The following is a 14,163-nucleotide window of genomic DNA, read 5'->3' as shown; positions in this document are numbered from 1 at the left end:
CCTAAATTTTCACAATTTTGCCTTCTTTATCTTTAAAAGCATATTGTAATAAATGGAAGTTTGTTACCCCCGTAACCCTGATCCATTTCTTATATTTCAAAAACCATTTTACTTGTTTTGAAAGTAATCCAATCTTAAAATGAGATTCAATATACGGATGTACTTCAAGTGAAATGTCTTTAATATTTCTGTCCTCAATTAAATAGGTCAGATTATTTTCAACTTCATCAGCAAATAAAATACTTGCTGTGATCTCTCCAGTTCCATCACAAACTGGACATTTTTCTGATGTTTCAATGTCTGTTTCTGGTCGAACTCGCTGACGTGTGATTTCTATTACTCCAAAGCGAGAAGGAGGTAAGATGTTGTGTTTTGCACGATCAGGTTTCATGAACTCTTTCATTTTTTCAAAGAGCATCTTGTTGTTTTCCTTTTCATGCATATCGATAAAATCGACAGCAACAATACCACCCATGTCTCTCAACTGGAGTACACGTGCTAATTCTTCTGCGGCTTCAAGATTGGTTGCTAAGGCATTGCTTTCTTGTCCTTTAGGGTCTTTTCTGTTTCCGCTGTTCACATCCACCACATGCATGGCTTCAGTATGTTCAATAATTAAATATCCACCGCTTTGTAAAGGAACTTTCTTTCCAAATAGTGTTTTGATTTGTTTGTTAATTCCAAACTTCTCAAAGATATCTAGTTTACCGTTGTATCGCTTTAATATTTTTTCCTTGTCGGGAGCAATAGAAGCGACATAGAGTTTCATTTTTTCGAATAAATCATCATCGTTTACATGAATATTTGTAAAGTCTGAATTCAATAAATCTCTCAACAATGAGGAGGCCTTATTGATTTCCCCTAGGATTCTTCTTGGTGGTTTGGAGTTAATTAAATTACCATGTAATTTAGTCCATTTCGCAATAAGATCTTTAAGGTCTTGATCGATTTGTTCGATTTTCTTGTTTTTCGCAACAGTACGAATAATCACCCCAAAATTCTTTGGCTTGATGTTTTTCATAATATCGCGCAGACGTTCGCGCTCTTCAGGGTCTTTTAATTTCTGAGAAATTGAGACCTTGTTTGAAAACGGAACGAGTACTAAATACCGACCGGCTAATGTTACCTCAGCACTTAATCGAGGTCCTTTACTCGAGATTGGTTCTTTTGCAACTTGAACCATTATGTGTTGGGAGGAAGAAACCACATCTGTGATTTTTCCATCCTTAGCTATATCCTCCTCAGATTTGAAGTATAATAGGTCGGCTACGTTTTGTTTGCCTTGCAACGTATGTTGGGTAAACTTATTGAGCGAGAGATACTGTGGACCCAAATCCAAATAATGCAAAAATGCATCCTTTTCGTATCCAACGTCTACAAAACACGCGTTAAGACTGGGCACAACCTTTCTCACTTTACCGTGGTATATATCACCCACTGCAAAGTCTGATTGTTCGCTTTCTTCGTGTAACTCAATAAGCTTTCCGTCTTTTAGTAGTGCAAGCCAAACACTCCCTTTGCGGGAGTCAACTACTAATTCGTAATTCACGGAAGCCGTTTTTAAGTTTATATAATACAAATAACTTAGCAATCAATTGCCAAGTTATTTGCTGAATTGTCCTACTAGCACTAGCAAGAGTGTCACATTGTATGCGCTATTCGTTTGCTGTACTATAAAGAAGTGAAATCTATTTTTTCTTCTTGTGACGGTTCTTTCTTAAACGCTTCTTTCTTTTGTGCGTTGACATTTTATGTCTCTTTTTCTTTTTACCGCTTGGCATAATTATATGTTTTAAGTATTAATATTCTTTGTTATATCTGTGTTTCAAAAAGAAAACACTCCTGCTTTCAGAAAAAACAGGAGTGCAAAGATATAAATAACTTTTATAAGTCCCAATAAGCGGACAATTTTTCGATTATTTAACCTTAACGTTTGATTTTACGTCTTCTACAAATGTTTTTGCAGGTTTAAATGATGGAATATTGTGCGCAGGAATTATAATAGTAGTGTTTTTTGAGATGTTACGACCAGTTTTTTCCGCTCTTTCTTTTACGATAAAGCTACCAAATCCTCTTAAGTAAACGTTCTCTCCGTTTGTAAGTGATTTCTTTACTGTGTTCATAAACGACTCTACAGTTTTTTGAACTTCATTCTTCTCTAGTCCAATTTCCTCGGCAATTTCAGCTACAATATCAGCTTTTGTCATAATCTAAATTTTTAACTTTTAACAACTTAATGATTTTCAGCCACAAAGGTACTTAGCTTATTCCTCTTATCTTTGTATTTTTTGAAATAATTTTAAAATTTATCCTAAATGTCTCATTTTGCACCATTAATACAAGCTTGGTATCGACAAAACCACAGAAAACTTCCATGGAGAGAAACAAAAAGCGCATATAAAATTTGGCTCTCGGAGGTAATTATGCAACAGACTAGAGTGGATCAAGGAAAATCTTACTACTATAAGTTCGTAGAAAATTTTCCCACTGTGCAAGATTTAGCCAATGCCGATGAGCAAGAGGTGCTGAGATTATGGCAGGGTTTAGGTTATTACAGCAGAGCAAGAAATTTACATACAGCCGCAAAACAAGTGGTAAATGAGTTTAATGGTGTTTTTCCAGATAACTATAAAGGCATTAAAAGTTTGAAAGGGGTGGGGGATTATACTGCTTCCGCAATTGCTTCTTTTGCTTATGATTTGCCACATGCTGTTTTGGATGGGAATGCTTTTCGTGTGCTTTCTCGCTTTTTTAATGATGCCACACCGATAGACACCGGTCAAGGAACAAAGGTTTTTAAAGCTTACGCAGAAGAAGTGCTCAATAGAGAAAATCCTGCTGAGTTTAATCAAGCAATTATGGAAATGGGGGCAATGGTCTGTAAGCCAAAAAATCCAGATTGCGAAAATTGTCCTTTATCTGATTCTTGTTTGTCTTTAAGAGAAGGTGACCCTAAGCTTCTTCCCGTTAAATCAAAAAAGGTGAAGGTAACCACCAAGTATTTTCATTATTTAATTTATCCTTCCAAAGAAATTCAATTAATTAAAAGAGAAGGAAAAGGAATTTGGCAAAATATGTATGAATTTCCAAAACTTGAATTGGAGGAAAGGAAATTGAAAAGTGAAGTCAATAAAATGGTTGAAGATAAATTTGATGTAAAACTGCTTAAGAAGATTTCAGAGGAGAAGCATATTTTAACGCATCAACATATTAACGCTACATTTTGGGAAGTAAATGAAATGTTGCATGATGAAAAGACTGTGAAGGTTGATTTGGAAACAATAAATGATTTGCCCCTGCCAAGGTTAATTGAAAGGTTCTTGGAGAATAATGCGATGTTGTTTGGGAGTGATGGTGTGAAATAGTTTGTAAATCTTTGAATTTTAATTAATTTCGATAAAGATAACTATACCAAAAGGTGTACAAAGCCAACAAATGGTTGTTGGATTAGTGGGCTGATGGTTGGGGGGGGGAAATTAACCTTTTATTAAAAAAAAAAACTAAACCCATGAAAAAAATAATCTTGATATTCGTTTTGCTCTGCTTTTATCAAATAAGTGAGGCGCAGACTTTTCAATTTCAAATGTTTTTTGAAGACGCAATTGGGAATAAAGACACCTTGACGATTGGATATGACTTCAATGGAACAGAATTAATTGACTCCTCATTTGGGGAAGAGAATATAATTGGAATTCCACTTGACTCCACTTTTGATGTGAGGATTTCAGATGCGTTTTACCATTTTGGTAATGCAACTTTTCACACAAAGAAACAGATATTGCCCAATTTATGTGCGGGAGGGTGGTTTCCTATAGTTGCGATTGATATTAAGTGTGAAAATTGGCCTGTTGTAGCAACATGGGACAATTCATTATTTTACAATGAATGCAGAGAAGGCAGTGTCTTTACAAGTATAAACCCTGGAGGTTGGTGGGATACTGGCAGCCCAAGCGATTTGTATAGAGCTGAATTGACAAGTTTAAACCAAGTAACTTTTATGTCAAATTACGATCCTTTTTGGGAGGTGAATGAAAACTATGCATATATAAATTCATCGAATGACACAATCCCTTATTTTTGGATGGCATTCGGGGATTTGTCATTAATTACCCTTGGAGTTGAGAATATTTCGGCTGACTTTAAATTATATCCAAATCCGGTTAAAGATCTCCTTTATATTGACACTTCGGCTGAGTTCGTAAAAGAGGTTATACTCGTTGACATGGTTGGAAGAAGAAAAAATGTTGAATTTAAAAATGGTTCTATTGACTTGAGAAGCTTTAAGTCGGGCTACTATCAAGTAATAATTAATGGGAATGATGGGGAGTCAAAGAATATGAAGGTTTTAAAAGAGTAACCTCTGGGAATACATCCTTTGACAGTCAGTGTGATAGGGTCTTCCACTTTTACATTCATGTAAGCCTGAAAGTTTGTCTCTTCGGTAAAATGTTTAAAAACAAGCTAAAAGTAATTTTACAAGCGTTTCTCAGAACTACTCATGCCCAATCAAACTAAAACAACATGAAAATAAACATAAACCCATTATTACTAATCTTTGCAATAGCCTTGTTGGTTTCGTGTTCATCCATTAAAAATTCCGCTGAGACAAATAATAGAAATGATAAAATCACAAATGCCCTTGATGCTGTTTTTATAGATTACACACCTACCATTCCGGAAACAAAATACCAAGTTTTTAGAGCCGAAAAAGACGGGAATTCGGGTTGGATGAATGTTGATGGGGAATGGATTATTACTCCTGAATATGATACAGAATTCAAAAGAGATTGGTCTGAAGGTGTCGTTACTTGTCGCAAAGACGGTTTGTATGGCGCTGTCAATTATAAAAATGAAATTGTAATTCCCTTCGAATATCCTTTTCCTCCTTATGAATGTGAGGACGGTTTGATACTCGTTCGGGACAGTTTAAGACAGGAAGCTTATTTCTCAAAATTGGGTGTTCAAATGACTGATTTTATAAAGCGGCAAGTTGAGTTTATAAATGGTTTTGCCGTTATCAGAACAAATCGGGAAAGGTATGCTTCTTATCCAAGAATTAATTCCGAAAATAAGAATGCTAGAACTGATATTTATAAAGGTGACTTTGTTGTGGTGAACACTCAGTTTGATACCCTTTTACAGTTTGATAATGTTCCTTTTTTGCTTGAATTTGGAACCTTGAACAATAACCGAAGAACTTTCTTCCTTTATCCATTTATGGGTCTTCATGCTGATATTGGAATTTCTTATGGTCAATACGGTTATCTGGATAGAAATGGCAATATTGCAGTTGAGCCAAAGTTTAGGGCGTCTGATGTTTTTACTCCTTTAGCCCAGGGATTTGTTCGATTACCAGATTGCCCATTTAATTCAAATTTAGCCAAAGTAAGAGAAGGTGATGATTACTATTTTATAGATACACTTGGAAACGAAAAATTCGAAATAACCACTCACAGAGAAAGGCTGTATGATGTGAGTAATTTCAATGATTTTGGTATTGCAGGCTATCGCACATTCGGAAAAGTAGCCAATTCGAGCATGATTCATTTGATAGACAGTACAGGGGCCATTGTGCATGAAGCTTATGAAAGTGATGCACCAATGTCGACTGGCGGCGGTGCTATAGGGCATCAGCCTCGCAAAGAATTTATACCCATTTACGATATGAAAAATGGCGTTTTTCGACTTAACGCGCCAGATTTTTCTCCTTTTGCATCCTTCCCAATTAAAGATTCTTCGACATTGACCAATTTCCAATACAGAGGCTTTTTAGGGAATAGGATAAGTGATAATTTTATCTTGACGCAATTCAAGAAAACTAAAAATAGTTATGGTTATCCAGGGTCACATCAGCGATTAATAGATCAGGATGTAAATGCCAAATCTTCTTGGTTTTCATTTAAATCTATTCTCTCAAGTAAATTCGGGAATTTTACTTTGGTAGATTCGACATCTATGACAACAACGCTTTATGATTTCGATAAAAATGTACTTTTCGAATGCGATTCTTGTTTCTTTCATTACGATTTTAAATATAATTTAAAAGGTGTTTATAAAGTTCATTTGGCCAATAGAGATTTGGCTTATGTGAATTATAAAGGAAAAATACTCAGTGATTTGTTTGATTCGGCCGAGAAGGATATTTATGATTTGTCAAATCAAGTTAAAACATTTAATGAACTTACTCCTCATCAACTCAATGCTAAAGAAGAGGAATTCGAAGAACTTTTCAATACATCAATTATGTATAGCCGAATAATGAAGTGAATTTTGAATAATGACAAAAATGAGTTTGTACAAAATAATTCATTCTATCATGTCTGTAAACTTATGCCTTGTTCTCTAATTCAGACCTAATTTCTACATTATTAATTTTTTACGAAAATAGTATGACCAATTAAGTGAATAATTTTTTACATTTGCAGTTATGGCAGGAAGCGTTAATAAGGTGATTTTAATTGGTAATTTAGGGAAAGACCCTGAAATTAGAGCGTTAGAGAATGGAGCTAAATTAGCTCGTTTTCCTATTGCTACATCAGAAAGTTATACCGACAAGACAACCGGAGAGCGAAGAAATATTACTGATTGGCACAATATTGTAGTGTGGAGAGGCCTGGCAGAGGTGGTAGAGAAATACGTGAAGAAAGGGCAGAAAATTTATGTAGAAGGTAAGTTGAAAACCCGCTCTTGGCAAGATGAGGCAGGCGTTACTAAATACACAACAGAAGTGGTTGCGGATAATATGACTATGTTGTCTAGCAGAAACGAAAGTGCTCCCAACCCTAACCAACCTGATTTCAATACTGGAAATACGCCAGAAAAACCAAAGCCGATGAGCGGAGGATTGTCTGAAGATGATGATGACGATTTACCATTTTAAAGCATTTGTTTAATGGATGATACAGACCCCCTCAGTTTTATTTTACTCTCGACTACTTCCGTAGATTTCGGGTTCAGTTTTTGGATTTCACTGGCTATTCTACTTTTGCTGTTAATTGCATCTGCCCTAGTTTCTGGGTCGGAAGTTGCCTTTTTCTCACTGACACCAGAAGACAAAGAGGGCATTAGAGAATCCTCCGATCCCTCTGCCGATATTTCATTGAGGTTATTAAATAATCCACAAGATTTATTGGCGACAATCCTCATTGTAAATAACTTTGTCAATGTTGCTATTGTAATTTTATCGAGTTACATCTTTACACAAATTTATCCTGTTAATCCTGATATTATTGGGGTAGATTATCTTAGAACAGCAGTAGAAGTAGGGGGGATAACCTTTGTTCTTTTGTTAATTGGAGAGGTTATTCCTAAGGTGTATGCCAACAGAAATAGTCTAAAACTGGTTAAACTCATGTCAACACCATTAAGTACGATTGGTAAAATACCGCCGTTTTCATGGTTAAGAATGTTTCTTGTTACTGGAACCGACATTATCCTGAAATATGCCAGAAAACGTCAAATTGATGTTTCTACAGACGACCTAGAAAACGCAATTGCCTTAACGCGTGAAGAAAGTACTTCTGCAGATGAGCAGCGAATTCTTGAAGGAATTGTGAATTTTGGAAATACAGATGTGAGACAAATAATGCGCTCGCGTGTAGATACTGTGGCCATAAATGAAACAATGTCCTACGAAGATCTTATGCAAATAATTCTTAAATCAGGGTACTCAAGACTTCCGGTTTTTAAAGATACCTTTGATAATGTAATGGGAATTCTATTCGTTAAAGACTTATTAGCGCATTTGAATGCACCTTCAGATTTTGATTGGAATAAAATTATTCGCCAACCTTTCTTTGTTCCGGAAAATAAAAAAATTGACGATTTGCTAAAAGAATTCCAAGAGAAAAAAATGCACATGGCCGTTGTGGTGGACGAATATGGTGGTTCTTCGGGGGTGGTAACGCTAGAGGATGTTTTGGAAGAGATTATTGGAGAAATTACAGATGAATTCGATGATGAGGATATCGTGTATACAAAAGTAGACGATTCAACCTACGTTTTTGAAGGGAAAACTTCACTGGTTGATATGTATAAAGTTCTTGAAATTGATGGTAAAGCCTTCGAAGAAGTTAAAGGTGAGTCAGATTCTATTGGTGGTTTTTTGGTTGAACAGTCTGGTAGGATTCTTAGAAATAACGAAGCTTATACATTTGAAAACTTCAAATTCATTGTAGAATCGTCGGATAAGAAGAGAGTAAAGACCATTAAGATCATTAAATTGTAAAAAGAAATGTTGAAGAGTGTTGCAATTGCCTTTGTTGTATTAATTTCAGTTACCTCATGTAACAATCAGCAAAATTACGTTCCTAAGCCGTCTACATTTTTAGAATTGAAATTTCCAGAGCGCACATACGAAAATTACACAGATAACTGTGGGTACACTTACAATAAACCGAGCTACTTTAAGGTTCAAAACGTGAAGGGTTCAAGTTGTAATCGAGATGTTGAGCTCTCCTCTTTAAATGGTACGCTGCACCTTAGTAGGATTGATATGGATACTTCTCTTGCTGTGTACGTCAATTATGCGATTGATAAAGTGGGCGAGCACAAGGTGAAAGCAACGGCTATTTTAGACACTTCTTTTATCAGAAATGAAGCCCGTGTATTTGGAACTTTCTTTGAATTACAAGGCAATGTGGCCTCACCATTTCAGTTTTATGTAACAGACAGTACAAGTCGATTTATAAGTGGAGTAGTCTATTTTAATACACTGCCTAATTACGACTCTATAAAGCCTACCCTAGACTTCGTGAAGCATGACCTTTATGAGTTTGTAAATACGCTAGAGTGGAGGTAAGGACTTTGTTTGAATCTAGTTATTTAATATGCTTGTCGGGAACTTTGCTAGCAGTTTAATAAAGTACAATAGAAAATAGTTTTCTCTTTTATTTGACAAGATTTTTCCGTTGTTGGAAATAAGACTTTGCGAAGGATCATTTCAGTACACCACTTAATTACGTGCTTGACTAGATATGTTTACTGGTATAGTATCCGTTAAGCATTTTATACTAAACTCCTTCTTCCAACAGATTTTAAATGATCAGTTAAATCTTGATTCTTGGCTCAGTGTATCGTTTTTCAGATGGGAGAATAGGTTAAGCGGAATCGAACTCACATAAATATAAAAGCATTCAGCATACCTACCGGACTATTTTCAATTATCGATTTTGTTTTGTTACTCAATTATTGAAACAAAAAAAGAGGAGGGACAGCCCTCCTCTAGCAATTAAAATGCTTGTAAAAGAAAGCTTACCAAATTATTTCATAAGGCAGTCTTGCTTGAATTCCTGTCATTTGCTCCACTTGCTTTATGCGTTTATACATCTCTGTTAATTCTGCAGGGATGAGGTTTTCTTTCACCGTGTTATCTTCTTCTTCGAAAGCTTCAATAAGCTCAATCCATGCTTCTTTTTCGGCTTTAGGATAATATCTAACTGTAGGGTTTTGAATTCCTGCATTTTTTGCGGCATAAGCAATGGCATCATTTATTCCACCTAGGGTGTCAACCAATCCAACACGCAAAGCATCTTTACCGGTCCAAACTCGACCTCTTGCTACAGTGTTTACCTGTTCAATTGTCATTCCGCGACCTTCCGCTACAACTTTTAGAAAGTCTGCGTAAATATGATCTACTTCGTCTTGAATTATTTTGAATTCTTTTTCATTCAGTTTTTGGTTTGTACTTAAGACAGCATGTTGATTGGTGCTTACTCGGTCAAATGATAGACCTAGCTTGTTTTCTAGCATTTTCCCAGTGTAAGGAATTACACCAAAGACTCCAATTGATCCGGTGATCGTAGTTTCTTCTGCGAAAATTTTAGTTGCTGGTGCAGCAATGTAGTATCCTCCTGATGCGGCAACATCACCCATAGAAACAATTACCTTTTTCTTGTCGTTTGCTAATTTAACCTCTCTCCAAATTTCATCACTGGCTAAAGCACTTCCGCCAGGTGAATTGATGCGGAAAACAATCGTTTTGATGTCATCATCTTTTCTAGCATCTCTGAGGAGTTTTGTAATATTTTTGCTGGCTAAACCATCACCCTCCACAATTACATTTCCCTCTGCAATTATAACCGCCACGTTCGCTTTCTTCACATGTGCCATATTTTGCTGATCCTCGAATTTATTTTGGGCGTATTTTTCAAAACCTTTGAAATTTAAATCTTCTGTGCTTTTGACATTTATTTTTTCCGCCAAAAGTTGAATCACTTCATCGCGGTACATAACATCATCAATAAGGTTGTATTCAACTGCTTGGCCAACACGTCTAACTAATCCTTTCTCAGCAATTCGATCTAGTTCTTCAATAGAAATATTTCTGTCGGCACCAATATCTGCCCTTACTGCAGACCAGATATTATTTAAATAAGTTTGGATTTGCAGTCTGCTCGAATCGCTCATTTCAGTTAAGAAATAGGGTTCAACCGCGCTTTTGAAGTCATTGTTTGAACCTCGGATAACTTGCATTTCAAGGTCTAATTTATCAAACATTCCTTTGTAGAACATCAACTCCGTTCCAAGTCCTAAAAACTCAAACATGGAAGAGTGGAAGCCGTAGTTTTCACTTGCCGCTGAGGCAATGTAGTATTGCTTAAGACTTATCGCCTCTCCACTGTGATAAGCCACCACAAATTTTCCTGACTCTTTTTCAAATTTATTAATTGCATTTCTGATTTCTGTTGCTGTGCTATACCCACATCTGGCATTCTGAAGTTCAACAAACACTCCTTTGATCTGATCGTCTTTTGCCGCTTTTTCAAAACCATAAAGTAAATCAGCTAAGCCCGTGCGGTTGGTCATACCAAAACTATTAATGTTAATTTCGCTTTTGCTAATTTCACCGATATCTCCCTTTAACTGAAGATGTAAAATAGTTTTGTCTTTCACTGTATATACTGGTGTACTGCTCAATAGAGAACCTATAGCACCTGCAAAGAGAACAAAGATTACTGTCAAAATTACCATTCCAGCAATTAAGCTAGGCCAAAAAATACGCCAAAATGAAACTTTTTTGTTTGTCATAATTTAGTTTATTTGTATTGAAATTTGTTTAATATTCCAGAGAAAACAGGAAGAATAAAGCTTTAAGGACAAAAGTAGGGGTTTTTTATGCGACTTTTATCTTGAATATTATAAAAGGGTTGGGAGTTGTTTAATTGGTTTGTAAATTAAATAGGATGAAAGAAAAAAAAGAGGTAATCCTCGGTTTAGGGAGTAATATTGGAAATAGAAAAGAATATATTGAAAAAGCCATTTCCGAGTTAGCGAAAGTTTTCAAATCAGAGGTAATTCGCTCATCAATTTTTGAAAGCGAAGCTTGGGGTTTTGAAACGGTGAATAAGTTCTTGAATTGCTGTGTTGTTATAGAAACAAATTTGAGTCCAGAAGCCGTCTTGTTGGAAACGAAAGCCATTGAAAAAGGACTCGGAAGAGTTAAAAAAAGCAAAAATGGAGAGTACCAATCCCGTGTAATTGACATTGATATTTTGTATATGGGAGGTATGATTTTAGAGAGTGAAAATCTCAGCATTCCGCATCCTTTAATTTATCATAGATCCTTTGTTATCAGGCCTCTTGCTGAGATTAGGCCGGCGTTTGTCGACCCGGTAAAAAGGGCAACAGTAATAGATTTATTAAAGGCATGCAACGATAAAAATGATCCCGTATTGTATAGCCACTAAATTTTGGCGTTCTAATTATTCCGAAAAACATCATTAGAGTGAGGGAAATTATTATTATTTTTGCCCTATAACACGGAAAGTAAAAAAAATTATGATAATGAAAAAACAAGGAATCAAAGGTTTAGCATTTGTTGCTGCAGCTGGTTTGATAGCTACAAGTTGTGATTTAGTGAAGGATGTGGATTATGTGGTAGTCCCTTCTCCACTAGAAATGCACGGTGACAGTGTAAAAGTTAGAATTGATGTTAATGTAGGAGAAAAAGGAATCAACAAAAAAGCATATGCTGAGATTGTTCCTATGATCGGTACGCATCCGCTAAAACCTGTTACAATTGTTGGTGAAAAAGCAACAGCAAATGGTACAGTTGTTCCTTATAAGCCAGGAGGAAAAGTGGTTTATGAAGACATTATAGCTTATACTCCTGACTTGGCAGTTACTGAATTGACGTTAACAGGATCTGTTTATAAAAAAGGTAAAGAGAAAGGTATAATTGACAGTCAAAAAATTGCTGATGGTACCGTAACCACACCATTATTAGTAAACAAAGATTTCCGTGTAATCGTTGCAGCAGATGAGTTCCAAAGAGTGACTGAAGAAAAGCAAATCGCTGAGATTAACTACTTGAAAGGTAGTCCAGTGGTTCGTTCTTCTGAGAAAGTAGACGAAGACATGAAGGAATTAGAAGCTTTCATGATTGCAGCGCAAAAGAATCCTAAAATCAAAATAAAAGGAATCAATATTGAGGCTTACGCTTCTATTGAGGGTGAGGAAGACCGTAACAATACTTTATCTGAAGATCGTTCAAAGTCTGCTATGAAAGCAACTATGGAGTTAGCTGCTAAAAAGAAAGTAGCGAACGTGAAAGGTCAAGACGATGCGAATTACTCTACAGTAGGTAAAGGTGAGGATTATGTTGGATTCAAGAGAGCTTTAACTGCTTCTGATATGGATAAAGGAGATAAAGACCGTATTCTAAGAATTTTGGATATGCAACAAACTCCTGAGGCGCGTGAGCAAGCTATTCGTGATTTAAGTACTTACTTGTACTTAGACAAGAATATTTTCCCTGCACAGCGTCGTGCTGAGATCTCAGTTGCTTATGATTTGGAAGGATATACAGATGCTGAGTTGACTGCTCTTTCAAAATCAAATGTTGATACATTGAACTTGGAAGAAATGCTTTTCACAGCAACTTTAACGGACGACTTAAATGAGAAATTAAGATTGTACAAAGCTGCAGAGAAAAAGTATCCTGAGGATTACCGTCCGTCTAATAATGTTGGAGCAGTTTACTACATGCAAAACGATTTAGCACAAGCAAAAGCTCACTTTGACAAAGCAAACGGAATTCAAGAGAATGAAGTTTCTAAAAACAATTTAGCTGCAATTGCTGGTGTGAATGGAGAACGTCAAAAAGCTAAAGATTTATTAGGAGAAGCTGAAGGTGCTGGAGCTGAAGTGTCATACAATAAAGGAATCTTGAATATTCAAGATGGTAAATATGAAACTGCAATTTCAAACTTTGGTTCAGAAGATACATATAACAAGGCTTTAGCTCAGTTGCTGAATAAAGACCATAGCGGTGCTAAATCTACTATAGATGCTTCTGCTGATGCTGAAACTGCTAGAGGTTATTACTTGAAAGCAATTATTGCTGCACGTCAAGAGAATATCGGTGAGGTTATCAGTAATCTTGAGAAATCTATTGCAAAAGACCCATCAATGAAAGCTTACGCTGTAACAGACCGTGAGTTCATTATGTACGAAGAAAACCCTGCTTTTGTAGGAATGAAAAAATAGTAAGATTATAATCTTTCATGGAAAGGGTTTGTCGATAGACAAACCCTTTTTTTTTATAGTGACTTTAATTAGAATTTGGTTATAAGATTGTACAAAACAATAATTTTTATGATAGGGGATTGGTGTTTTACCTTATAAACCACTATCCTTGGTCAGGAGTTTTACCTTTTTAGATTATATCGATTCTATTTCAAAAGCTTAATTCACCCTTTTTCTCTGTATACTTTAAATGAATATTTTTCATTATTAGTCTCTTGGAGGTCTTTGAATCCAATTAATTGAAAATGGGAGCAGAGCTATTACTTCTCAAGGTACTTAGCTAACTGTTTAGTGTTCATCATTAATACTTACTCTATCATTAGTATAAATAAAAGTATCGATCAAAGAGCTGCAGAATATTTAAATTATGTAGCTATAATAGCTGTTCCAATCTGGTTGTTTCTATATTCCATTTGATTACTATTTTGCTGGCGAATTCTTCCACACCTATTTCAGGATAAGAATTATTGGCAGTCTCTCCGCTTTAGTGATTTTGTATTTGTTGTAGTATGAAATGTTAACCCGCTTTATTCATCAGCTAGTTTTAACCAATTAAGAAAGGAGAAATATAAATTTCAATTTTTAACTAAGCGTTATTGTCTATTTTATTGATTTAATTTCTCACTTTTTGAGCGT

11 protein-coding genes are annotated in these 14,163 nt (G+C 35.6%); 8 read left to right on the top strand and 3 right to left on the bottom strand.

What is annotated here, in order from left to right; translation table 11 throughout:
- Window position 1: 1 nt before the first annotated feature.
- Window positions 2-1,549 (bottom strand): Rne/Rng family ribonuclease, encoded by a 1,548-nt coding sequence (locus DIT68_RS06570; RefSeq protein WP_109359031.1) that lies wholly within the window; start codon window positions 1,547-1,549, stop codon window positions 2-4.
- Window positions 1,550-1,916: 367 nt separating this feature from the next.
- Complete coding sequence (locus tag DIT68_RS06565; RefSeq protein WP_109359030.1) at window positions 1,917-2,207, bottom strand: HU family DNA-binding protein; 291 nt, start codon at window positions 2,205-2,207, stop codon at window positions 1,917-1,919.
- A gap of 108 nt (window positions 2,208-2,315) precedes the next feature.
- Between DIT68_RS06565 and mutY the strand changes: the two genes are divergently transcribed.
- From mutY to gldD, 6 genes are all read left to right on the top strand, one after another.
- A complete protein-coding gene (mutY, locus tag DIT68_RS06560; protein WP_109359029.1) occupies window positions 2,316-3,365 on the top strand; it encodes an A/G-specific adenine glycosylase in 1,050 nt (349 codons plus the stop codon).
- 143 nt (window positions 3,366-3,508) lie between these two features.
- Complete coding sequence (locus DIT68_RS06555; RefSeq protein ID WP_109359028.1) at window positions 3,509-4,357, top strand: T9SS type A sorting domain-containing protein; 849 nt, start codon at window positions 3,509-3,511, stop codon at window positions 4,355-4,357.
- A 164-nt stretch (window positions 4,358-4,521) separates the two neighbouring features.
- Window positions 4,522-6,267 carry a WG repeat-containing protein gene (locus tag DIT68_RS06550; protein ID WP_109359027.1) on the top strand — a complete coding sequence of 582 codons (1,746 nt, stop codon included), beginning with the start codon at window positions 4,522-4,524 and terminating at the stop codon, window positions 6,265-6,267.
- A 160-nt stretch (window positions 6,268-6,427) separates the two neighbouring features.
- Complete coding sequence (ssb, locus tag DIT68_RS06545) at window positions 6,428-6,880, top strand: single-stranded DNA-binding protein (RefSeq protein WP_109359026.1); 453 nt, start codon at window positions 6,428-6,430, stop codon at window positions 6,878-6,880.
- 12 nt (window positions 6,881-6,892) lie between these two features.
- Window positions 6,893-8,227, top strand: a complete 1,335-nt coding sequence (gldE, locus tag DIT68_RS06540; RefSeq protein WP_109359025.1) for a gliding motility-associated protein GldE — start codon at window positions 6,893-6,895, stop codon at window positions 8,225-8,227.
- A gap of 6 nt (window positions 8,228-8,233) precedes the next feature.
- The gene (gene gldD / locus DIT68_RS06535) at window positions 8,234-8,800 is read left to right on the top strand and encodes a gliding motility lipoprotein GldD (RefSeq protein WP_109359024.1); all 567 of its coding nucleotides are present in this window, start codon (window positions 8,234-8,236) and stop codon (window positions 8,798-8,800) included.
- A 452-nt stretch (window positions 8,801-9,252) separates the two neighbouring features.
- On the opposite strand, the gene sppA is transcribed toward gldD, so the two are convergent.
- On the bottom strand, window positions 9,253-11,028 hold the full coding sequence (sppA, locus tag DIT68_RS06530) for a signal peptide peptidase SppA (protein ID WP_109359023.1): 1,776 nt from the start codon (window positions 11,026-11,028) through the stop codon (window positions 9,253-9,255).
- A 155-nt stretch (window positions 11,029-11,183) separates the two neighbouring features.
- On the opposite strand from sppA, the gene folK reads away from it, so the two are divergent.
- On the top strand, window positions 11,184-11,687 hold the full coding sequence (gene folK / locus DIT68_RS06525) for a 2-amino-4-hydroxy-6-hydroxymethyldihydropteridine diphosphokinase (protein ID WP_109359022.1): 504 nt from the start codon (window positions 11,184-11,186) through the stop codon (window positions 11,685-11,687).
- A 97-nt stretch (window positions 11,688-11,784) separates the two neighbouring features.
- Window positions 11,785-13,488: a tetratricopeptide repeat protein gene (locus DIT68_RS06520; protein ID WP_109359021.1), complete on the top strand. Its 1,704-nt coding sequence runs from the start codon at window positions 11,785-11,787 to the stop codon at window positions 13,486-13,488.
- The last annotated feature ends 675 nt before the right edge of the window (window positions 13,489-14,163 follow it).

This window comes from Brumimicrobium oceani, assembly GCF_003143775.1.
Lineage (GTDB): Bacteria > Bacteroidota > Bacteroidia > Flavobacteriales_D > Crocinitomicaceae > Brumimicrobium > Brumimicrobium oceani.
The sequence above is the reverse complement of the archived record's forward strand: the minus strand, read 5'-3'. Positions and strand labels throughout refer to the sequence as shown.